This window comes from Kribbella sp. HUAS MG21 (assembly GCF_040254265.1).
Classification (GTDB): Bacteria; Actinomycetota; Actinomycetes; order Propionibacteriales; family Kribbellaceae; genus Kribbella.
The window spans coordinates 7,066,738-7,088,314 of the sequence record NZ_CP158165.1 but is presented as its reverse complement, the minus strand read 5'-3'; the positions used below and the strand labels follow the sequence as shown (position 1 = coordinate 7,088,314).

Here is a 21,577-nt window from a genome sequence, read left to right as displayed (position 1 = left end):
GCTCCCTACCCGGCGCCCTGCAGATACGGCGCCAGAAAGCTGCGCAGGATCTCGAGCATCTGCGCCGGAGCCTGCTCGGCAAGCCAGTGGCCGGCGCCGGCGATGACTGCTCCCTGTACGTCGCTCGCGGCGGGCCTGATGCCCGCGGCCGCGGCCGGACCCCAGCTGTTCTCGCCGCCGATCCCGAGGACTGGGAGCGTCAGCGGTGTCTTCTGGCGCTCCATGTTCTGCGCGAGGTGGGCGTCCCAGGCACGGTAGAGGCCGAAGCTGGCTCGCAGCGCGTTCCGGTCGCGGTTGTACAGGCTGACGTAGTAGTCGATGGCATGGTCCGGGAGCGTGGCGCCGCCGCCTTGGATGGCGAACTCGTAGCGGTAGAAGGCGTTGGCGTTGGTTCGGACCATGTCCACGATCAGTTCGTCGTCGACCCGGTTGAACGGGATGTGCCACAGCCTGTTGTTGAGGAACTCGGGAAGGAACAACGGCGGCGCGGGATGTTCTGGATCCTCCACGCCGGGCGGTCCGGGGATCTCGGCGACGACCAGCCGGCTGACCCGGTCGCGGTGGTCGGCGGCCAGCGCGTAGCCGATGATGTAGCCGGTGTCGTGGCCGACGACGGCGAAACGGTCGTGGCCGAGTGCGGTCATCAGCGCGGCCAGGTCATCGGCCAGCGTGGCCGTGTCGTAGCCGTCGGATGCCTTCTCGGACAGGCCGATCCCGCGCTGGTCGACGGCGATGACGGTGAAGTCACGCGCGAGTGCCGGCATGAGGAATCGCCAGGCGTACCAGTTCTCGGGCCACCCGTGGACCAGCAGCAGAGGCGGACCGCCGCCGCCGATGACCACGTGCTGACGGATCCCGTTGGCCTCGACGAAGCGGCTCGTGAATGTCCTCGTGAAGCCGGACGGAAGCCTCGGGGCCGTGGACACCGAGCCGATGCTGCCTCGGGTTCGCTGCGGTACCGCAGACGCGGTGGACGTCGCCAACCCGCCGAACAGCGAAACGCCGGTAGCGGCCGCTGCCGCGCCGACGAATCCCCGGCGGGAGAACGGGTGCCGAGGCGCCGACCACTGGTCGTCGACGACGTCGTCTGGTGGTTCCGGGGGAGAGGCAGTCATCAGGGGACTCCTTCGAAAGGGACAGATGCGCTGTGATCTGTCGACTCCACCGAGACTGGCCGCCCGCGCCCGTCCGGTGCGCCAGTGACGTTCCCTGGTCCCCTCCCTGGTCCGGGCTGCCGGCCCTGCGCCTACGGCGACCAGGGTTGCCACCAGGGCTTGACCCGGGTGCGTGCCGCGCCCAGGGGCGGCGATCGTGAAACCGCAACCTCTCGACCCCCGATCCGGAGGATCCCGCGATGGCCATCTTCTCGGCTGGTTTCACCGGTCGCCCCGAGCGCGGCGCCGGGAAGTCCGGCATTCCACCAGGGCAGTACGTCACGCGTGAGTTCCCGGTGCTGTCGGCCGGCCCTACACCGCTGGTATCGCTCGACGCGTGGCGGCTGGACGTCACCGGCGATCACGGGACCGCGCGGAGCTGGACCTGGGACGAGTTCCGTGAGCTCGACGCCGAGGAGGTCACGGTCAACCTGCACTGCGTGACCAGATGGAGCAAGCTCGGCACCACCTGGACCGGCGTACCCGTCGACACGTTGCTCGCGGAGCTGGAAGTGGACAGCGAGTTCGTGCTCGCCTCGTCGTACGGCGGGTACACGACCAATCTGCCGCTCGTCGACCTGCTCGACGGCAAGGCCTGGGTGGTGTTCGAGTACGAAGGCCGGACGATCGACCCCGAGCACGGCGGTCCCGCCCGCCTGCTCGTCCCGCACCTGTACCTGTGGAAGAGCGCGAAATGGCTGCGCGGCCTCCGGCTGCAGGCACGCGACGAGGCGGGATTCTGGGAGCGGCTCGGCTACCACAACTACGGCGATCCGTGGCGGGAGCAACGACATTGGGACGACTGACCTGGCAGCGCGCCAGGGTGGTCGGCGTCCTGGACGAGACCGCGACCGCGCGCACACTGACGCTGGAGATCGACGCCTGGAGTGCGCACCGGCCCGGGCAGCACGTCGACGTACGCCTGACCGCCGCGGACGGTTACACCGCCGTTCGTCCGTACTCGATCGCCACCCCGGCGAACGGATCGCGGATCGACCTGACGGTGGAGCTGACCGAGAAGGGCGAGGTGTCGACCTATCTCGTCGGCGGGACGAAGACCGGCACGGAGCTGGAGGTCCGGGGACCGCTCGGGGGATGGTTCGTCTGGGACGGTGCCGATCCGGCGCCGGTCCAGCTCGTCGGTGGCGGTGTCGGCGTCGCGCCGCTGATGGCGATGCTCCGCGCGCACGACTGGGTGGCCGAACGCGGCCCGATGCGGCTGCTGTACTCCGTCCGCAGCCCCAAAACGTTGCTATACGCAACCGAGCTGGCCGGGCGGATCCGCAGTCAGGATCCGACGTCGGCGGTAACCGTCCTGTACAGCCGCGCGTCGCCCGATACCGAGCCGCGGCCTCCGGCCAGGATCACCACCTCTGACATCGAAACGTACGGGCTGCCGCCGGTCCCTGGAACTCGTTGCTACGTGTGCGGTTCGACGGGATTCGTCGAGGCCGCCATCGAGCTGCTCATCGAAGCGGGATTCGCCGCCGACAACATCAGGGCCGAGCGCTTCGGGCTCTGACACCACGAGGAAGGAGACAGACCGATGCGAGTCTTCGTCGCAGGGGGCACAGGGGTGATCGGCAGACCACTCGTCGAGGCGCTGGTGGACCGCGGACACGCGGTCACGGTCAGCTCGCGCCGGCGGGACAGCTTCCGTTTCGTGGAAGGCCTCGGGGCACAGCCGGTGCTGATGCATGGGCTCGACGAAGCGGACGTGGTCCGGGTGATCGTCGACGCCCAGCCGCGAGTGATCGTCAACCTGATGACCGCGTTGTCGGGTCCGTCCCGTGACTACGGAACCTGGCTGGCGCTCACCAATCGACTGCGGCGCGAAGGCACGAAGGTCTTGATGAAAGCAGCCCAGGCGGCCGGTACCTCGAGGGTCGTCGCGCAGAGCGCCAGCTTCATGACCCGGCCCGGCGCGGGGCCGACCGACGAGTCGGCACCGCTGTACGTCGATGGTCCGGGACCGCTCGGCAGTCACGTGCGTGCCAACGTCGAGGCCGAGGACTTGGTACTGAACACTCCCGGGATCGAGGGCGTCGGGCTCCGCTACGGGTTCTTGTACGGCGAGGGCACCGCGATCGGACCAGGTGGCGACCTCGCGACCGCGGTGAAGGCCGGCGAGCTGCCGATCGTCGGCGACGGTGCCGGCCGGTATCCGTTCGTGCACGTCCGCGACGCGGCGGCGGTCACGCTGCAGGCGGTCGAGGGCGGCGGCCCCGGTGTCTACAACATCGTGGACGACGAACCTGCTCCGCAGGCCGAATGGCTGCCCTATCTGGCACGCATCCTGCAGGCCCCGGCGCCGCGACGCGTCTCCGAGGAAGAGGCCGAGGCGCAGATCGGAGTCCAAGCCGTGTACTACGGCAATCGCCTGCCTGCAGCGAGCAACGCCAAGGCGAAGACAGAGCTCGGCTTCGCGCCGACGTACCCCTCGTGGCGTGACGGCTTCGAGGAGCTCTTCGGCTGACACAACCATTCGACGTACGAACATCTGGAGAACGACATGACAGTCGCACGGCAGTTCCTGGACGGGCAACTGGCGAGCTCCGCCAAGGAAGGAAAGTCCATCAGCCCGGCCGACGGCTCCGTGCTCGGTACCTACGCGGACGCCGACGCACAACAGGGCGCCGAGGCCATCCGCGCCGCACGGCGCGTCTTCGAGGAGAGCGACTGGGCCAGGGACCGCCGGCTTCGGCACCGGGTCCTCGCCGAGCTCGCCGATGCGGTCGAGAGGCACCGCGACGAGCTCGTGCTGATGCTCGCCCGGGAGAACGGAAAGATCCTGAAGGACGCTGCGTTCGAGGTCGGTCTCGCCGCCCCGAAGTTCCAGTACTACGCCGCATTGGCGCTGAGCCAGGGCGGGCGCGCGTCGGAGGTGTCTCCGGGCCTGCACATGAGTTCGGTCCCCGAACCGATCGGAGTCGCCGGGATCATCACGCCGTGGAACTCGCCGGTGATCCTGCTCGTGCGGTCGCTGGCTCCCGCACTAGCGGCCGGTTGCACCGCGGTCGTCAAGCTGCCGTCACAGACCGCCATGGTCAACGGGCTGTTCCACAACCTCCTCAGCGAGATCCCGAGCCTGCCCGCCGGCGTGGTGTCGTCGCTTACGGAGTCCGGGAGCGAGGTGGCCCGGCTGCTGGTCTCGTCGCCCGAGGTCGACGTACTCAGCTACACCGGCAGCACGCTCGTCGGCCGCCAGATCATGGCGAACGCCGCTCCGCAACTCAAGCGACTGTCGCTCGAGCTGGGCGGCAAGACACCGATGATCGTGTTCGACGACGCCGATCTCGATGCGGCGGTGCCCGTCCTCACTGCCGCGATCACGACGTTCACCGGCCAGTTCTGTATGACGGGCAGCCGCATTCTGGTACAGCGTGGTGTCGCGGACGAGCTACGCGATCGGATGGTCGAGTCCTTGTCCGCCGTCCGGGTCGGCCCCGGGGACGATCCGGAGAGCCAGATGGGGCCGATGATCGACGCGGCGAACGCCTTGCGGGTCGACCGGATCGTCGAGGAGGCCGGCAAGCACGGTACGACGCTGGTCCGCGGCGGCCAGCATTCGCCGGGCAGTGCGTACTACCACCCATCCCTCGTCGCCGTCGACGACCCGGATCTCGACATCGTCCAGCGCGAGGTGTTCGGTCCGGTGGCCACGTTCGAGACCTTCGAGTCCGAGGACGACGCAGTACGGCTCGCCAATTGCACCGAGTACGGGCTCGCCGCCGCGATCTGGACCCGCGACGCCGACCGGCCGCGGCGCGTCGGTCGCCGGCTCCACGCGGGCACGGTGTGGACCAACACCTGGGCGGTGGTCGTGGACGAGTACGAAGAGGGCGGGTTCAACCAGAGCGGAATCGGCCGGCTCAACGGCATCCGCGCGCTGGAGGAGTTCCAGGAGATCAAGACCTACGCCCAGTTCACCGGCTGACCAGCACCGTCCCGACAGGAGAACGCGATGCCTTCCGACTCGTCCGTCCACGACGCCATCCGGCGCCTTGTCGACGAAGAACACCAGCTGCGTGCGTATCGCCCAGGGCCCGCGCTCGAGCATGCCGCGCAGGCAGAGCGGCTGCGAGCCGTGGAGGTCGAACTCGACCAGTGCTGGGACCTGCTCCGGCAGCGCCGCGCACTGCGGACGGCAGGAGCTGACCCGGACACGGCTGCGGTTCGTCCCGAGAACCAGGTGGAGCGCTACCTCCAATGAATCAGGGCATCTTCGCGGCGGGGCGCGACTCCGAGAGTGACTCGCGCAACCGTCGACGGGACTGCACACCGAGCTTGGTGTACACCTTGCGCAAGTGCCATTCCACCGTGCGGGCGCTGAGGAACAGCGCGTCCCCGATCTCGGAGTTGGTGAGGCCTTCAACTGCCAGCTGCGCGATCCGGGTCTCCTGCGCGGTGAGATTTCCGGTGGCTTCGCTGGTACGCCGACGTACGGTCTCGCCCGTCGCCCCGAGCTCCTGGCGTGCGCGCTCCGCGAACCCGTCCACGCCGAGGGCACCGAACGTTTCGAACGCCAGGCGCAGTTGGGTGCGTGCCTCGCCGCGGCGGTCCTCACGTCGCAGCCACTCGCCGTACCGGAGCTGAGCGCGGGCGCGCTCGACCTGGAGGGTTGTGCGCGCCAGCCTCTCGGCCTCCTCCCGGTAACAGTCTTCGGCATCGCGGCCTGACTGCAGCAGGGCTCGCCTACCGGCCTCGACCCCTCGTGCGGCGTCGGTACCGCTGGCCTGGGTGAAGGCCGAGAGCTGTTCGAACGCGAGGGCCGCTTCTGCGGTGTTGCCGGTGTGCACTCCGGCTTCGACGACCTCGGCAAGGGCCCACTTCGGGGGCCCGAGCTCCAGTGGGGAGTCGGCGGCCATCCGGGCCGCGGTCAACGCTTCCGGGTGGCGTCCCAGTCCGCTGTACATGACGGCCTGGAACCAGCCGATCATGTTGAGGCCGACCCCTTCGCCGCGTGCCGTGACGTCCTCCAGCAGTTTGTGGAACTGCGGTTCGGCTCGTTCCGCGTCGCCGCGGATCGCGCGCAGGCAGACGTCGCCATACGGCATCATCGTGTTCTGCCCACCGGTTACGTCGGCGACCCAGGCGCATTCCGCGACCAAGGCTTCGGCTTCGGCCAGGTCGCCGCTGTACAGGTCGTAGATGATGCGGCTGTTGAGAGCGACCGGCAGTACGGCGAGCGCGCCGATGTCGCGAATCGCGGTCAGGTGACGGTGCGTCAGGACGCCCCAATTGGCATCGTCGAAGAGATCTGTCGCCGCGCAGGCCGCCAGCCACGCGAAGCGTACCGACTCGTCGATCGTGAGTTCGTCGGATCCGAACGCGTGAATGGTCTCGAGCAGACCGCGTGCCGCCGCGGCGTAGCCGTCGGTGAACAGCTCAGCGATCCCGCGCAGCAGCGCATCGGACTTGTCGGGCGCGACCGGCAGTTGGATTCCGCGCATTGCTTCGGCGACCTGGCGCATACCGATGCCGGATCCCGACGCGAGTCGTCCCGCGAACATGGCCGCGGCGAAGGCGTCGAGGTACGTCTCCCGGGCAAGCCTCGGGTCGAGCGGTTCGAGCCGTGAGGCGGCGCTGAGGAGCAGCGGGAGTCCTTTATTCCCGCCTTCGGAGTGGTGGGAGATCTGTGCTTGTAAGAGATCCACCCGTGCGCTGTCCAGCTCGTCGAGTAGGCCCGCCTGTGCCTCGGCAAGCATGGAGAGCGCGTCGCCGAAGGCGCCGGCCGACGCCTTGGCCTGTGCGGCCGCCAGCGAGCGCCGGGCTCGATGATCCGGTTCGGGTGTCAACGTGGCGGCTGCTTCGAGGAAGCCTGCCGCCGCGGTGAGGCCGCCACGGCCGAGGGCGCGGTCCGCGGACTGCTCGAGTGCGGTGGCGACTGCTTCGTCGGGACCGAGGGCTGCGCGGGAGCGATGCCACGCGTGCCGGTCCGGGTCCTGGACCGGATCCGTGACGTCGGCGAGCGCCTGGTGTGCGGCTCGACGATCCTCCGGACCGGCGGTTCGGTAGACGGCGGACCGCACCAGCGGGTGCCTGAACTCCACCCGGTGGCGCAGTTCGATCATCCCCGTCGCCTCGGCGTCCGAGACGTCCTGGTCGTCGATCCCGAGCTGCCGGCCGGCGCGATGCACCAGGTCGACGTCACCCACGGGATCGGCGGCCGCGAGCACCAGCAACTGTCTGGCGGGTGCCGACAAACCCTCCAGCTTGCCGAGGAAGCCGTCTTCGAGGCGATCGGCCAGTCTGGACGACGCGCGGTGACCGACAGCGAGAGGCCCGCCGACCGAGGTCAACTCTCTCGGGAGTTCGAGCAGCGCGAGAGGGTTGCCGTGCGACTCGGCCACGAGGCGGTCCCGGACCTGCTCGTCGAGTCGCCCGGCGAACACGGAATCCAGCAGGTCCACTGCCTCCTGGTTACTGAGCCCGTGCAGGGGCAGCTGTGGCAGGGCCGTCAACGTTGGCTGGTCGTCCGTCGTACGCAGCGCGAAGACGATCGCGACCGGCTCCGCGCGGAGCCGGCGAGCGACGAACTCCAAGGTCTGCGCGGACGCCTGATCGAGCCATTGGGCGTCGTCGACGAGACACAGCAGCGGCTGCTCCTCGGCCGCGTAGCTCAGCAGATTGAGGACACCCAGCCCGACCACGAACCGATCGGGCGGAACACCCGACGCCAGGCCGAACGTCGTGTCGAGAGCCGTCCGCTGGGGCGGCGGTAACCGGTTCAGCCCGTCGGTGAACGGAACACAGAGCTGCTGCAAGCTCGCGAAGGCGAGCTCCATCTCGGACTCGACACCCGCTGTTCGGGTCACCCGGTATCCGTCGGCGTTCTGCAGCAGGTAGTTCAGCAGCGCGGTCTTGCCGATTCCGGCTTCGCCGGACAGCACCATGGCTTGGCTTCGGCCGTCACGAGCTTCGCCCAACAGTGCCAGGAGCGAGTCGCACTCGGACTGTCGTCCGCGGAGTCCTGGCCACCCTGAGCTGACTGTCATGAGGCCCCCAAATCCGTCCGGTTCTGCTGGCAGATTCGGCCTCGGCATGGGGCGACGTCGGAGCCGGCACAGGATTTCACAATGGCACCGACCCCGGCTGCGGGGCAATCGCGATTTCTCAGCCGGCCGGCCGGCCGTCGGACCGGGTCTCGTTCTGCGGGACCTCGGTCTCGCCGACCGCCCGGCCGAGATCGAGTTCGACGCCCGACGGTGTCTGTAGACCGAGTTCGAGCAGCCGGCGGATCCGCGCGACGTTCGCCGGCCGCCACGCTGTTCGAAGATAGGCAGTCATCCCCGGCCCGAATTCCTCGTCGGCGGGCAACGACGCGAGATCGAGCAATGCTTTGACGCCGACGATCACCGACTTGTCGAAGTTCGCGACGCGGCGGGCGAAGCGATCGACGAAGTCGTCGAGCTCGCAGTCGGGAACGACGCGGTTGACGTACCCGTAGATCGCGGCGAGGTCCGCCGGGAAATCGTCGGCGCCGAATACGATCTCGGCCGCTCGCGCGCGGCCGACCAAACGAGACAGCCGGGCCATCGCCCCGCCGCCGGGCACCGCGCCCAGACCGACCTCCACCTGGCCGATGACCGCTGTCTCGCTCGCGAAGCGGATGTCGGTGGCGAGCAGGAACTCACTCCCGGCACCGCGGGCGCGGCCTCGGACGGCGGCGACGGTGACCGCGGGAACCTTGCTCAGGCGGACAAGGTTGTCGACGTACGGGTGCAGACCTGTCGGGCCTGGCTTCATGGCGGCCAGGCCGGCCCGGTCGGCAGTGATGTCCCAGTGCGCCATGAAGAAGTCCGTGTTCGGGCTGTCGAAGACCACGACCGTCAGTGCGGGGGCATCCTCGATCCGGTTCACGAGGTCGGCGAGTTGCTCGATCGTGTCGAGGTCGATCAGATTGACGGGGCCGTTGCCGAACGAGGCCTTCCAGTAAGCGTCCGAGATCTCGGTGACGTGGAACTGCAGAGCGTTCATCGAAGGCCTCCGATTCCTTGCCCACGACGCGTCCGGCCAGGTGCCGACGAGACGACCATTACGCACCGTGCACGTGATCGCGCCAGTACCAGGCACTGGCCGAGATACTGGTGCTGGTCAGGCTGGAACGCCGCCGGGAATCCGGGGATTGCGCGTTCCGGAATCGGGTGCGAGCGTAGAGCGAGGTGCTTGAAGGGGGGTCCTGTCCTTGAAGAGCGGCCGTCGGCGGCCGCGTCTGCGCGGCCGCCGCGACGAGTGCGAAAAGCTGGACCGCCTTGTCGCGTCGGCGCGTCTGGGTGGACACGGAGCTCTCGTCCTGGGCGGTGCGCCCGGCATCGGCAAGAGCGCGCTGCTCGACTATGCAGCGGCAGCGGCGGTGGACTGTCGCACGCTGCGTGTCACGGGCGTCGAGTCGCAGATGGAACTCGCGTTCGCGGGACTCCACGAGCTCTGCGAGCCCCTACTGCCGCTGCTCGACCGGCTCCCGGGGCCGCAGGCGGACGCGCTGACGACAGCCTTCGGCTTGCGCGAGGGTATGCCTCCCGACCAGTTCCTGATCGGACTCGCGATCTCGACGCTGCTGTCCGTGAGCGTCGCCGACGGCCCGCTGGTGTGCTTGGTCGACGACGCGCAATGGCTCGATCTCGCGTCCGCACGGACGCTGGCGTTCGTGGCGCGGCGGCTGACCTCCCAGTCCGGCGTCGGTTCCGTTGCCTTGGTCGTCACAGTCAGAGAGGGCGAGCCGGCCGGGATCTGGGCCGGCCTTCCGCGCCTGACGCTCGAAGGGCTGTCGGCCCCGGCCGCCCGGGCGATGCTGGAATCGACAGTGCGCGGACGGCTCGACGCCCGGGTACGGGAGCGCATCCTGGCGGAGGCCCACGGCAACCCACTGGCGCTTCTCGAGCTGCCGCGGTGGTTCACGGCGACCGAACTCAGCTTCGGTCCGGCGCCTGAGAACTGGGCCGGTCACGGATCTTTGACCAGCCGGATGGAGGAGGGGTATCGCCGGCGCCTGGAGCTGCTCCCGCATGCGTCGCGGTTGCTGCTGGTGATCGCGGCGGCGGAGCCGATCGGCGACATTCGCCTGCTGTGGCGTGCCGCGAAGCGCCTTGGCCTCGGCGTGGACGCTGCCCGCCCGGCCGAGCGCGCAGGCCTGATCGAACTCCGCGAGACGGTGCGCTTCCGGCATCCTCTGGTCCGCTCGGTCGCCTACCGCTCGGTCACCGTGGGGGAGCGCCAGGCGGCACACCGCGCGCTGGCGGAGTCGACCGACTCGCTGGCGGACCCTGATCGTCGGGCCTGGCATCTGGCATCCGCGGCGACCGGGCCCGACGAGGCCGTCGCGGCACAACTCGAACAGTCTGCTGATCGCGCGCTGGCTCAGGGCGGACTGGCAGCGGCCGCGGCGTTCCTGGAGCGGGCCGCAGTACTGACGCCGGAAGCCACGCACCGCGTGCAGCGCCGGCTGAACGCTGCCCAGGCGATGATGCACGCAGGCACTCTCGAGGCCGCCTCGCAGCTGCTCGCGGTGACCGAACACGGACCGCTCGACGAACTCCAGCGCGCCCGTCTGGACGTACTGCGCGCGCAGATCGGCCTGGCGAGCAACCAGGTCCGGGAAGCGCTGCCGCTGCTCGTGAACGCCGCTCGCCGCCTCGAGCCTCTCGACGTCGAGCTCGCCCTCGACAGCTACGTCGACGCGTTCACCGCCGCTTGGTTCGCCGGCCACCTCGCCACGGATCCCGGCGCTCGAGCGGTTGCCTTGATGGTCCGCGATGTGCCGAGGCCGTCGCGGCCGCGCCGCGGAGACGATCTCCTGCGTGCACTCGCGGCGCGCATCGAAGGTGGCCAATCCGCCGCGGTCCCGATGCTCCGATCCTCGATCCAGGCGTACGACAGCGACGACATCCCGGTGCAGGAGGCAGTTCGGTTCCTTTGGCTGGCGACGGCGGTCGCGATCGATCTGCGGGACAGCGAGGCGTGGGAGCGACTGGCCGTCCGGCACCTGCGGATCACACGCGATGCGGGTGCGGTCAGTGCGCTACCGCTGGCGCTCCATTCGCGCGGGTTCGTGGATCTGTTCGCCGGCGACCTACCGGCGGCCGCTGCTCTCGTCCACGAGGCGGACGTTGCTACGGAGCTCGCGCAGTCGAGGATGACGCCGTACGGCGCGATCGGTCTGGCGGCCTTCACCGGACAGGACGAACACGCAACGCTCGTGGCCGCGCAGCGTGACGCAGCCGCGCGTGGGGAAGGGCTCAGCGTGTCCTTGATTCACTGGGCGAAGGCCATGCTGAGCAACAGTCACCGGCACTATCCGGCGGCGCTCGAATCCGCGCGAGCGGGCGCCGCTCACCCGGAGGAGATGGTGGTCCGGTCCTGGAGCCTGGTGGAACTCGTGGAGGCTGCGGCGCGCACGGGCGATACCGACGCGGCCGCCGGGGCCGCTGAGGAACTCGCCGCGTCGGCGCGGACGAGCGGGACGGACTGGGCGCTGGGTGTCGCCGCGCGTTCGGAGGCGCAACTCGACGGGCCGCGGTCCGAGGAGCTCTACCGCGAAGCGGTCGACCGTCTCGAGCGTACGAAGCTGCGGGCCGAGTCGGCGCGGACGCGCCTGCTGTTCGGCGAGTGGCTCCGGCGCGCCGGGCGCCGGCTGGAGGCGCGCGAACACCTCCGATCCGCGCACGACGCCATGTCGGAGATGGGGATGGAGGCCTTCGCCGACCGCGCGCGCCGCGAGCTCGGCGCCACCGGCGAGACGGTCCGCCGGCAGACAGAAACCCAGCAGGAGCTGACCTCGCAGGAGCTGCACATCGCTCGGCTCGCGGCAGACGGCCTGACCAACGCCGAGATCGCTTCCGAGCTCTACATCAGTCCACGGACCGTCGAATGGCATCTCCGGAAGATCTTCACGAAGTTGAGTGTCACCGCCCGACGGCAGCTGACCGGCGCGCTGCGCGGGATGAGCGCGGGGTCCTGAGCATGGGAGATCGGATGAGGCAGCCACCACCGGTTCGACCGCCACTCGACGGTCTCGACGTCAACAGCAAACCGCTCGTCCAGTTCCTGGTCACCGAGCACTGGAGTTTGCTCGCCACCCGCAGCATGACGTGGACCGAGATCTTCAGCCGGACCGGTACCTACCTGACGGTGCTGTCGGCCGCGGTGATCGCGCTGTCTCTGGTCGCCAACGCGACCGGCTTCGGACCGGACTTCCGGACGTTCGCGATGCTGATCCTGCCGGTCGTCCTGCTCATCGGCGTCGGGACGTTCTTCCGCCTGATCGAGGCAGACGTCGAGGACGCGTGGTTGGTGCTCGGAATGAATCGGCTCCGGCACGCGTACGTCGAACTCGCACCCGAGCTGGAGAACTACTTCGTCGCGAGCCACCACGACGACAGGCCCGGCCTGATGCAGACATACGCCTTTCGTGACCGGGTGGGCGTCACCCACTGGATGTCCGGCTCACCGCTCGTCGTCGGCGTCGTCGATGCGGTGGTCACGGGGGTGCTGGCCGCGATCATCTGCCAGACATCAGGGGCCTCACCGGATGTGCGGACCCTGGTCGGCGTCCTCACCGCCGTCGTCACCGCTGTTGTGCTGGGCACGCTCGGCTACCACAAGGTCCATCAGGTCAGCCGCGACTATCACCCGCGGTTCCCCGGCTGAGCCGCTGGACGGAACTCCTCGGACAGGTAGCGGTAAGCGGCCAGGGCAGCCTCGTCGGGCGTGCTCCCGTGCGCGCGTTCGTGCGTGTATCTCGCGTACCAGTCCAGCCAGGCGCGCGGGGCCGCGACCCTTTCGAAGGCGTCGTGCTGCAGTGCCGCGTCACGTCGTACCTCGGCCGCCGGGACGCCGTGATCACCGCTCGTCCACTCCCGGCCGGGGAGGCGGGCCTTGATCTCCTGCAGCAGCCAACCGTTGCCGTCCGGGTCGCTGAACGACGCATAGGTGAAGTACGAGCGCTCGGCCGGGTCGCGGCCCGGCACCCGCGACTCGATCTCCCCACTGCGACCGGGCACGCGCTCGTAGTGGTAGCTGCCGCTGACCTCGACACCGCGGTTCATGAGGTCGGCCCGGGCGGCTTCGATGTCGTCGACGACGAGCATCAGCCGGGCAGCCGACCCCGGCTCGGCCGCGGTCAGACCGATGCCGAACTGGATGGAGGCCGGCGACTGCGGAGGCGTGAACTGCACCGTGCGGAAGGCGCCGTCGACGACGCGGTCGTTGTCCAGGCGCCAGCCGAGAGATTCGTAGAACTCCTTGGAGCGGTCGACATCGGCGACCGGCAGCGTGACCACCTCGAGTCGCAGCGAGACAGTGCTCATTGATACCTCCACAGGTAGGCCTGCTCCGATCCGGCCATCTTCAGCTTGGCTGTCCGACGCCGCGCAGACACCGGGGTCCACTACTGGTGATGCCCCGGGCGCGGAGACCCACCTGGCGTTCGCAGGCGACCAGGGTGACGGCCAGGGGCTGTTCCGGGCGCGAACCCGTACCGGGCGACGTCATGGTGAACTGGCAGGTCAGCCACTTCGGGGGACCATCTGGAAGGACTTCGCGATGCCAACTTTCTCGGCCGGATTCACCGGTCGGAACAACCGCGGCGACAACCGCGCCGACCTCCCGCCCGGCCAGTACGAGACGCACGACTGCCCGGTGTTGTCGGCGGGACCCACTCAGCACGTGCCTCTGACCTATCTCGACGGCAATGCCGCTGCCGGCCCGCTGTCCGAGCTGTTCGACTTCGACATCACGATGGCTGTCGGTCGGTGTGTCGGCTGCGGTTCGAGCATGCTGATGGCGCGCTGCCGGATGTACGTCGGACCAGGCTTGGTCCTCCGCTGTGCCTCGTGCGACCACGTGCTGATTCGGCTCGTCGTCGTCGGTGACAGCTCCTGGCTGGACATGACAGGGCTTGCCTGCCTGCACATCGACAGGAGTACGACGTGAGCGAGATCATCGTGACGAACCGGCGGGCGGACAGCTCGGCCAATGCGGACCTGGCCGGCCTCGCACGGCAGGGCGCCGCCGCCTTCGGGTACAAGGCCGAGCTCCGTATCGACCGTCAACTCGCCGAGCTCCTGCGCCTGCGGGTGTCCCAGATCAACAATTGCACGTACTGCCTGAACCTCCACTACGAGGCCGCCCGCGACTTCGGCATCCGCCGAGAGGTGATCGACACCCTCACCGCCTGGTGGGAAACCGAGTTCCATGACGCGGCCGCACGTGCCGCCCTCGCGTACGCCGAGGCGCTCACGCGGCTGGCCGACGCGACGGTCGCCGGCAACTTCGCCGCCAGCCACGACGACCTCGCCGAGCATTTCTCGCCCGAGGAGATCCTCGAAATCATCGGAATCGTCATCAACATGAACATGTGGACCCGACTCAAGATTGCCGAGGGAGCCGTCCCCGGACCGGCTGGACATGTCGCGCCATGACGCCGCTCACCTGCGAGGCCGCGGTACGACTCGCGAGCGACCAGCTCACCGGGCTCGACGGCCCGGACGATCGAGAGCGCACCCTCAGCGGCATGGAACTCATGCTGTCGCCCGAGGAGGGCCGGGAGCGCCTTGCCCAGGCCCGGTTCGCCGTCCGTGCCGCACTCGACTGGCGGCGCTGATGCTCCGCTCCTGGCCTCGTCGGCACGGCGTGTGGACAGGTGGCCGTCACCGTGGCGCGTCAGCGCTCAGCGGCGCGGCCACGCGTCCCGTGCGTCGGCGGTTACCGGAGTGAGCGGAAGGCGGCGCGGACTTCGGCGCAGAACAGTTCCGGCTCCTCCCAGGCCGCGAAGTGGCCGCCTTTGTCGGCTTCGTTGAAGTAGGCGACGCCGGGGTAGACGGTCTCGACCCAGCCGCGCGGCGCGGCCCAGAGTTCGCCGGGGAACGTCGTGAAGGCGACCGGGACCTGGACCGGCGGTGGTGCCTGGCCGGAGGCCGCAGCCGCGGCGACGAAGCGTCCGAATTCCCAGTACCAGCGGGCCGCCGAAGCGCCGGTTCCGGTCAACCAGTACGTTGTGATGTTGTCGACGATGTTCTGCTTGGTGAGATTGCCGACGGGCTGCTCGTCGACGAACGCCTGGGACATCTTGTAGTAGCTGTCCGTGTCGTGGTCGAGCATCCAGGCCGCCAGCCCGACCGGCGAGTCGAGCAGTGAGTAGCCGATGGTTTGCGGCCGGTTGGTCTGCTCGAGGAAGTAACCGAAGCCGTCCGTCATGAACGCGTTCAGCGCGTCGAGCGCCGTACGTTCCTGCTCGGACTCGGCCGGCAACTGGTCCTTGAAGGCGATCGCCCCGGCGAGCAGATTGACATGGATCCCGGCCAGCCCCGCGGGTGCTTGACGGCCCATGGCGTCGGTGACGGAGGCCCCGACGTCGCCACCCTGGGCGACGTACCGGCTGTAGCCGAGGCGCTCCATCAACGTCGCCCACGCCTGCGCGATCCGGCCGGAGTGCCAGCCGAGTTCGGACGCCTGACTGGAGAAGCCGTACCCGGGCAACGACGGCAACACCAGGTGGAACGCGTCCTCGGCGTTGCCGCCGTACGCCGTCGGATCGGTGAGCGGACCGATGGTGTCGAGCAGTTCGGCGACCGAGCCGGGCCAGCCGTGGGTCATGATCAGCGGGAGGGCGTTCTCGTGCTGCGACCTGACGTGGATGAAGTGGATCTCGACGCCGTCGATGTGTGTCGTGTACTGGGGGAGTGTGTTCAGTCTGGCCTCGAACTCGCGCCAGTCGTACTCGGTCGCCCAGTACCGGGCGAGCGCCTCGACGGTCGCCTGCTGCACGCCCTGGGATCGGTCGGAGACGAGCTCCCGGGTCGGCCAGCGGGTCGACGCGACGCGCCGGCGCATGTCGTCGAGTTGTTCCTGTGGGATGTCGAGCTGGAACGACCGGATGTCGGTCGCGGTGTCGACGGTAGTGCTCATGACGCCTCCTTGGCGCAGATCTCCGTGGGGGAGTCCCGAAGTGGTTGGTGACTCCATCAAGCCTGGTCTCGGCCCGCTTCCTGCGCCCCGGTTGCGGCCCCTGGTCTGCTCCCGGGTCTGCACTGGGACCTGCTTGTCGCTACCGGGCCGCTTCGTTTCGGTACGGCGCCAAGAACGACGTCAGCGCGCTCAGTACCTCGTCGGGTGCCTGCTCGGCGACCCAGTGTCCGTTCGGAACCTCGGCGGCCTGGACGTTGTCCGCCACCAAGCTCATGGCCATCGCGGCGCCACCTGGAACGCCTTCCTTGGCCACGATTCCTAGCACCGGCAGCGTGAGCCGGTTGGCCGCCCGCACCTTGTTCTGGGCCGCGCTCTCCGGAATCGCGCGATACCACCCGAAGCTTCCATGTAGCGCGTCGCGGCCGGGCCGGAGCATGCGGATGTAGTACTGCACGGCGTACTGGGGCAGCTTGTTGACCCCGGCCCAGACGTCGAACTCCGCGCCGAAGAACACGTCTTCCCGGCCCTTGACGAGCGCTTCGTTGATGTGCGCGGGTAGCTGGTTGAACGCGAGGTGCCAGAGCCGCGCGTTCAGGTCCGGCGGCTGGAAGAGGGCAGGGGAGGGCGTCACACCGAAGACGGATGCCTCCGAGACGATCAGGCGAGCGATCCGGTCGCGGTGGTCCGCGGCGAGCGCGTAGGCGATCGACAGCCCGGTGTCGGTGCCGTACACGGCGAACCGCTGGTGCCCGAACGCGTCCATCAGGGAGACCAGGTCACGCGCCTGGTTGGCGGTGTCGTACCCGTCCAGCGGCTTGTCGGACAGCCCGATGCCGCGCTGATCGACCGCTATGACCTGGAAGTCTTTCGCGAGCGCAGGCATCACCATCCGCCACGCGTACCAGGTCTGCGGCCACCCGTGCACCAGCAACAGCGGCCGGCCACGACCACCGACGACCGCGTGCAGACGCACATCGCCGACATCGACGTACCGGCTGGTGAACGTACTGCGGAACGCCGGCGAGAGCCGCGGCGCTGCCGAAACAGAGCCCGGACCTCTCGGGACAGGCCCCCGCGCGTGCGAGAGGCCGGCGGCCGCAGCCGGTCCCGCGCCGACGGAGCTCCCGAGGCCGATCGCAAGTGCACCCACACCAGCGGCCCGAACCACATCGCGCCGCGACCACCCGGCGCGGTCCTCATCGTCGTTGTTGCTGGACATCAGATTTCCCTTCGCAAGCGATGCGCTGACGCCCAACCCTCACCCGACCGCTCAACACCACGCCCCGGTCACCTTCCCTGGTCCCGCCCCTGGTCGCCCGTCGTCCCCGGGCAGCGCGGATGCGCCCAACCGCTCTGGCCTCGGTCAGGACTTCAGGGTGCGGTGCGGCGTTCTTGGGCTTTGTGGTGGCCGTACCGGGTGAGGCCTTTGGGTTTGTAGGTGTTGAGGGTTGCGATGAAGAGGAGGATGGCGAGGCCGACCGTGGGGTGGAAGAGGTCTGAGCCGAGTTGGTGGGCGGGTCGGGTGGTGTCGCGGGCTCGGTTGGCGGCGGTGGTGACGTCGGGCATGTGGAGCAGGAGGATCGCGACGCAGAAGACGGTGAGGGTGAGGGAGATCGCGACCCAGTAGTGCCGGAGGAGGCCCCAGCCGCCGCTGGTCGAGGTGATGATGCCGGTGGCGAGCGAGAGCACCGCGAGGGGAACGATGACGTACCACCCGGTGAACTCCATCGCGATCCAGGCCGAGCGTTTGATCAGGTCGTCGGCGTTCGCCGCGGCCAGTACGCCGAGCGCGATGTAGGTCGCGACTGACCCGATCCAGCCGATCGAGGCGATGATGTGGACCAGGACGAGTGCGCGTCGTACCGGTCGTTTCACGGAGACACCTGCGCGAGTTCGCCGTACATCGCGGTGGAGTCGCGGCCCTGGTGCCGGCCCGGTCCGTGATCGCCTCCGCCCACGAATTGCAGCAGCAGTGCGATGAGGATCAGGGCGAGTACGACGACTCCGAGGATCTTGACCCATCGCGGCATGCCTGGGTGGTCCGGCGCGGCATCGGGTTGACGGTCCTTGGGCATCGCGATCCTCCTGCTCGGTTTTGCGATACATAGTGTCCCTGATGTGGCAGATTGTCCACGGTGGACGGATCGGCGGTACGCTTCTCCCGTGCCGAAGCTGTGGACGGACACGGTCGAGACGCACCGGCGCGAGGTGCGCGACGCCGTCCTGCACGCGACCTGGAAGCTGGTGTCCGAGGGTGGCGCGCTCGCCGTCACGATGTCGCAGGTCGCGGCCGAGGTCGGTATCGGCCGGGCGACGTTGTACAAGTACTTCCCTGATGTGGAGTCGATCCTCCGCGCCTGGCACGAGCAGCAGGTCGAGGCGCATCTGGCGCAGCTGACGGAACTGCGCGACAAGTCCGGCGATCCGGCGGCGGCTCTGGCCGCGGTGCTGGGCGGTTACGCCAAGATCTGCTGGCACCGGACCCGCCACGGCGTCGATGGCCTGGAGGGCGTCCTGCATCGGGCCGTCGACGGCGTCCGCGGTGTCGACCGGTTGCACGCTTTGTTCACTGACGTACTCCGAGACGCCGCCGGGGCAGGCGCTGTGCGATCCGATGTCGCGCCAGGCGAACTGGCCAGCTACTGCGTCCACGCGCTCGCGGCGGCCGGGCATGTCCCGTCGAAGCCGGCGGTCGAGCGGCTGGTCGGCGTAGTCGTCGCCGGTCTGGCGCCGATCCCGGAGGGTTGACGGACGCGGGTGGATCAGGTGTGCCACGTCAGCATCGGGCGCAATGATCGGAGCATGATGCGGGCCGGTAGCAGTCTGGCGGCGGTGTCGCGCACGGCGCTGGTGAGCGGGCCGGATGCTTGGGCGAAGACGCCGAACCAGCCGGATTGGCGCGCGATGGCCTGGGTACGGCGTCGGCGGCGTACGTCGTAGTCGCGTAAGCCGGACTCGACGTCGGGGTTGGCGTCCAGTGCTTCGGCCAGTTCGACGGCGTCCTCCAGTGCGGTGCCGCCGCCTTGGCCGAAGTCCGGTGTCATCGCGTGCGCGGCATCGCCGATGAGTGCGGCGCGACCGCTGACGTAGCTGGGCAGCGGCGGGAGCGAGTAGATGTCGTGGTGCAGTACGTCGTCGTTCGTGACGCTGTCGAGCATCGCCGGGATCGGATCGTGCCAGTGCCCGAACCGTCGTCGCAGCTCGGTGAGATCGTCGGCGTACGTGATACCTGGCGGGGTGCTCGCCGTGAGGTACGAGTAGATCGAGCCGTCGGCCAGCGGGAAGATGCCGACCCGCTCGCCGCGGCCCCAGCTCTCGCTGGCTTCGGCGTCCAGGTGCAGTGGAGGCGTGATGAAGCGCCACGTGGTGTAGCCGGCGTACTCGGGTCGCTTCGCGGTCGGCCAGAGCCGCGAGCGGACTGTGCTGTGGATGCCGTCTGCGCCGACGACGAGGTCCGCGGTGTGCTCGCGACCGTCGTACGTGATCGTCGGCCGGTCGCCTGTCACGGCGACCTCGGTATCCAGTGTCACCGCGTCGGAAGGGACCGCCGCCTTCAGGATGTCGAGCAGGGCCGGTCTGCGGATCATCAAAGTCTGCCCGTAGAGCTCGTCGATGGCGGCGATGTCGGAGCGGAACAGCCGGCGTCCGGCCGCGTCACGGAATCCGGCGGCGGCCTCGATTCCGCCGACGGCGCGGACCTCGTCGCCGACTCCCAGTAGGTCGAGCGCCCGTACGGCGTTGGGCCACAGCGAAATCCCCGCGCCGACCTCGGCGAGCTCCGGCGCGCGCTCGAAGACGGTGATGCCCCAGCCCCGCCGGCGGAGTGCGATCGCGGTCGCCAATCCGCCGAGTCCCGCTCCGACGATGAGAGCTTGCCTGCCGGCCACGCGTTTCCTCCTTGTTCCTGTGGCTCCAGTGGCGCAGAGCGATGCCGGCGCGCGAGGTCCGGCTGGTAGGTGGCCGCCTCCCCTTGTCTTCGGTACGGGGGTAGGGTATCAAATAATCTATACATGAGTGTAAAGGTTAGGAGAGCGTGATGAGCCACACCCAGATGCACGTGGAGCCGGCGGCTCCGGTCGATCGGCCGCGATGGTTGACGTTGGTGTTGCTGGCGTTCGCGCAGTTCATGCTGATCGTGGACATCACGGTGGTCCAGGTGGCGCTGCCGAGCATCGGTGCCGACCTCGATCTGCAGCGGGCGGCGCTGACCTGGGTGGTCACGACGTACACGTTGGTGTTCGGCGGCCTGATGATCTTCGGCGGCCGGCTGGCCGATCTGCTCGGTGCGCGTCGGACCCTGCTGACCGGGCTGGTGATCTTCACGCTGGCGTCGTTGGCCTCCGGGCTCGCGCAGAACGCGGCCGTACTGATCACCGGGCGCGCAGGCCAGGGGATCGGGGCGGCGTTGATGTCACCGGCTGCGTTGTCGATCCTGACCATGACGTTCCACGGCCGCGAGCGCAATCGTGCGCTGGGCGTCTGGGCTGCGATCGGTGGCGCGGGCGCGGCGATCGGCGTACTGCTGAGCGGCCTTCTGACCGCGGGCCCCGGCTGGCAGTGGGTGTTCTTCGTGAACGTGCCGGTCGGGCTGGTCATCCTGCTGCTGATCCCACGTCTGGTGGGCTCGGACGGGGCGCGGGAGCGGCAGAGCCTCGACGCGCCCGGTGCGCTGCTGGTGACCGCAGCGACGGCGGCGCTGATCTACGGTCTGGTCCACGCAGGCGACGCGGGCTGGGGGTCTGCGGGAACGCTGATTGCCATCGGGGGAGCGGTCCTCGGGTACGGCGCTTTCGTGCTGACCGAGGCGAAGGTCGCCGTACCACTGATGCGGCCCCAGACCCTCGCACGGCGGCCGGTGGTGTCCGGGACGTTCTTGATGCTGGTAGCAACGGGTTTGCTGCTCGGCTTGTTCTTCGTCACGTCGCTGTACTTCCAGCACATGCTGCGTTTCAGCGCGATGAAGACCGGCCTGCTGTTCTTGCCGGTCGCGATCGCGATCACGATCGGCGCGCAGGTCGGCGCCCACTTGATCAGCCGTGTCGGCGGTCGCGTGCTTGCTGTGGCGAGTTTCGCGCTGGTCGCGGTGGGTGCCGCGCTCCTCACGCAAGTGTCGCCTGGTGACAGCGTCGCCACCGCCGTCCTGCCTGGGTTCGTGCTTGCCGCGTTGGGTATCGGGCCGGTGTTCGTCACGGCGACCACCACGACGTTGGCGAACGTTCCGGCGGCCGAGTCGGGAGTCGCGTCCGGCGTGGTGAACACCTTCCACGAGCTCGGTGGCAGCATCGGAGTCGCGGTCGTCTCGACGGTCGCCGCCGCGAGCTTGTCGTCCGCGGGAGTGCCGGACGTCGGCGGCTTCACCGACGCTTACCTGGCCAGCGCGATCGCTGCGGCCGCCGCTGCGCTCGTCGCGCTGGTGCTGGTCCCCGCAGGCAAGCCGGAGCCGGTGGCCGGGCACGGTCACGGCCACGGGCATGGCCACTGATTCGCCGTCGTACGGCGCTTCGTACGCTTCGGGG

21 protein-coding genes are annotated in these 21,577 nt (G+C 69.0%); 12 read left to right on the top strand and 9 right to left on the bottom strand.

The features are described 5' to 3' along the window. Positions 1-5: 5 nt before the first annotated feature. Positions 6-1,115, bottom strand: coding sequence for an alpha/beta hydrolase (locus ABN611_RS34250; protein ID WP_350276438.1), 1,110 nt, complete (start codon positions 1,113-1,115; stop codon positions 6-8). Positions 1,116-1,354: 239 nt separating this feature from the next. Here ABN611_RS34250 and ABN611_RS34245 point away from each other — a divergent pair, with 239 nt between their 5' ends. The 5 genes from ABN611_RS34245 to ABN611_RS34225 are packed head-to-tail and all read left to right on the top strand — an operon-like array spanning position 1,355 to position 5,367. Continuing rightward, complete coding sequence (locus ABN611_RS34245) at positions 1,355-1,960, top strand: molybdopterin-dependent oxidoreductase (RefSeq protein WP_350276437.1); 606 nt, start codon at positions 1,355-1,357, stop codon at positions 1,958-1,960. Further along, positions 1,948-2,676 carry an FAD-binding oxidoreductase gene (locus ABN611_RS34240; protein WP_350276436.1) on the top strand — a complete coding sequence of 243 codons (729 nt, stop codon included), beginning with the start codon at positions 1,948-1,950 and terminating at the stop codon, positions 2,674-2,676. Before ABN611_RS34245 ends, ABN611_RS34240 begins: the two co-directional genes overlap by 13 nt. A gap of 24 nt (positions 2,677-2,700) precedes the next feature. After that, positions 2,701-3,630, top strand: coding sequence for an NAD(P)-dependent oxidoreductase (locus tag ABN611_RS34235; RefSeq protein WP_350276435.1), 930 nt, complete (start codon positions 2,701-2,703; stop codon positions 3,628-3,630). A 36-nt stretch (positions 3,631-3,666) separates the two neighbouring features. Then, the gene (locus tag ABN611_RS34230; protein WP_350276434.1) at positions 3,667-5,091 is read left to right on the top strand and encodes an aldehyde dehydrogenase family protein; all 1,425 of its coding nucleotides are present in this window, start codon (positions 3,667-3,669) and stop codon (positions 5,089-5,091) included. A gap of 27 nt (positions 5,092-5,118) precedes the next feature. Beyond that, positions 5,119-5,367 carry a DUF2630 family protein gene (locus tag ABN611_RS34225; protein WP_350276433.1) on the top strand — a complete coding sequence of 83 codons (249 nt, stop codon included), beginning with the start codon at positions 5,119-5,121 and terminating at the stop codon, positions 5,365-5,367. Between the two features lies 1 nt (position 5,368). Here the strand turns inward: ABN611_RS34225 and ABN611_RS34220 are convergent, their stop codons facing one another. Next, the gene (locus tag ABN611_RS34220) at positions 5,369-8,152 is read right to left on the bottom strand and encodes an AAA family ATPase (protein WP_350276432.1); all 2,784 of its coding nucleotides are present in this window, start codon (positions 8,150-8,152) and stop codon (positions 5,369-5,371) included. A gap of 118 nt (positions 8,153-8,270) precedes the next feature. Further along, positions 8,271-9,134: an enoyl-CoA hydratase/isomerase family protein gene (locus ABN611_RS34215; protein WP_350276431.1), complete on the bottom strand. Its 864-nt coding sequence runs from the start codon at positions 9,132-9,134 to the stop codon at positions 8,271-8,273. Positions 9,135-9,342: 208 nt separating this feature from the next. Here ABN611_RS34215 and ABN611_RS34210 point away from each other — a divergent pair, with 208 nt between their 5' ends. After that, on the top strand, positions 9,343-12,114 hold the full coding sequence (locus tag ABN611_RS34210) for an AAA family ATPase (protein WP_350276430.1): 2,772 nt from the start codon (positions 9,343-9,345) through the stop codon (positions 12,112-12,114). Positions 12,115-12,128: 14 nt separating this feature from the next. After that, entirely contained in the window at positions 12,129-12,803 is a 675-nt protein-coding gene (locus ABN611_RS34205) for a hypothetical protein (RefSeq protein WP_350276429.1), read from the top strand. On the opposite strand, the gene ABN611_RS34200 is transcribed toward ABN611_RS34205, so the two are convergent. Continuing rightward, entirely contained in the window at positions 12,782-13,462 is a 681-nt protein-coding gene (locus tag ABN611_RS34200) for a VOC family protein (RefSeq protein WP_350276428.1), read from the bottom strand. The two genes, ABN611_RS34205 and ABN611_RS34200, sit on opposite strands and share 22 nt — an antisense overlap. A 235-nt stretch (positions 13,463-13,697) precedes the next feature. Between ABN611_RS34200 and ABN611_RS34195 the strand changes: the two genes are divergently transcribed. The 3 genes from ABN611_RS34195 to ABN611_RS34185 are packed head-to-tail and all read left to right on the top strand — an operon-like array spanning position 13,698 to position 14,757. Next, positions 13,698-14,087, top strand: coding sequence for a DUF6510 family protein (locus tag ABN611_RS34195; RefSeq protein WP_350276427.1), 390 nt, complete (start codon positions 13,698-13,700; stop codon positions 14,085-14,087). Continuing rightward, the gene (locus tag ABN611_RS34190; RefSeq protein WP_350276426.1) at positions 14,084-14,575 is read left to right on the top strand and encodes a carboxymuconolactone decarboxylase family protein; all 492 of its coding nucleotides are present in this window, start codon (positions 14,084-14,086) and stop codon (positions 14,573-14,575) included. The genes ABN611_RS34195 and ABN611_RS34190 overlap by 4 nt, the downstream gene beginning before the upstream one ends. After that, positions 14,572-14,757, top strand: coding sequence for a hypothetical protein (locus ABN611_RS34185; RefSeq protein ID WP_350276425.1), 186 nt, complete (start codon positions 14,572-14,574; stop codon positions 14,755-14,757). Before ABN611_RS34190 ends, ABN611_RS34185 begins: the two co-directional genes overlap by 4 nt. Before the next feature lie 101 nt (positions 14,758-14,858). Here ABN611_RS34185 and ABN611_RS34180 read toward each other — a convergent pair whose 3' ends face one another. The 4 genes from ABN611_RS34180 to ABN611_RS34165 form a co-directional block, all read right to left on the bottom strand. Then, on the bottom strand, positions 14,859-16,061 hold the full coding sequence (locus ABN611_RS34180) for an epoxide hydrolase family protein (protein ID WP_350276424.1): 1,203 nt from the start codon (positions 16,059-16,061) through the stop codon (positions 14,859-14,861). Between the two features lie 139 nt (positions 16,062-16,200). Then, the gene (locus tag ABN611_RS34175) at positions 16,201-17,280 is read right to left on the bottom strand and encodes an alpha/beta hydrolase (RefSeq protein ID WP_350276423.1); all 1,080 of its coding nucleotides are present in this window, start codon (positions 17,278-17,280) and stop codon (positions 16,201-16,203) included. A 152-nt stretch (positions 17,281-17,432) separates the two neighbouring features. Next, the gene (locus ABN611_RS34170; protein WP_350276422.1) at positions 17,433-17,936 is read right to left on the bottom strand and encodes a DUF2269 domain-containing protein; all 504 of its coding nucleotides are present in this window, start codon (positions 17,934-17,936) and stop codon (positions 17,433-17,435) included. Next, positions 17,933-18,136: a hypothetical protein gene (locus ABN611_RS34165; RefSeq protein ID WP_350276421.1), complete on the bottom strand. Its 204-nt coding sequence runs from the start codon at positions 18,134-18,136 to the stop codon at positions 17,933-17,935. The genes ABN611_RS34170 and ABN611_RS34165 overlap by 4 nt, the downstream gene beginning before the upstream one ends. Positions 18,137-18,224: 88 nt before the next feature. Between ABN611_RS34165 and ABN611_RS34160 the strand changes: the two genes are divergently transcribed. Beyond that, positions 18,225-18,809 carry a TetR/AcrR family transcriptional regulator gene (locus tag ABN611_RS34160; RefSeq protein WP_350276420.1) on the top strand — a complete coding sequence of 195 codons (585 nt, stop codon included), beginning with the start codon at positions 18,225-18,227 and terminating at the stop codon, positions 18,807-18,809. 14 nt (positions 18,810-18,823) lie between these two features. Here ABN611_RS34160 and ABN611_RS34155 read toward each other — a convergent pair whose 3' ends face one another. Beyond that, positions 18,824-19,948 (bottom strand): FAD-dependent monooxygenase, encoded by a 1,125-nt coding sequence (locus ABN611_RS34155; RefSeq protein WP_350276419.1) that lies wholly within the window; start codon positions 19,946-19,948, stop codon positions 18,824-18,826. Positions 19,949-20,097: 149 nt separating this feature from the next. On the opposite strand from ABN611_RS34155, the gene ABN611_RS34150 reads away from it, so the two are divergent. Next, complete coding sequence (locus ABN611_RS34150; RefSeq protein WP_350276418.1) at positions 20,098-21,543, top strand: MFS transporter; 1,446 nt, start codon at positions 20,098-20,100, stop codon at positions 21,541-21,543. The last annotated feature ends 34 nt before the right edge of the window (positions 21,544-21,577 follow it).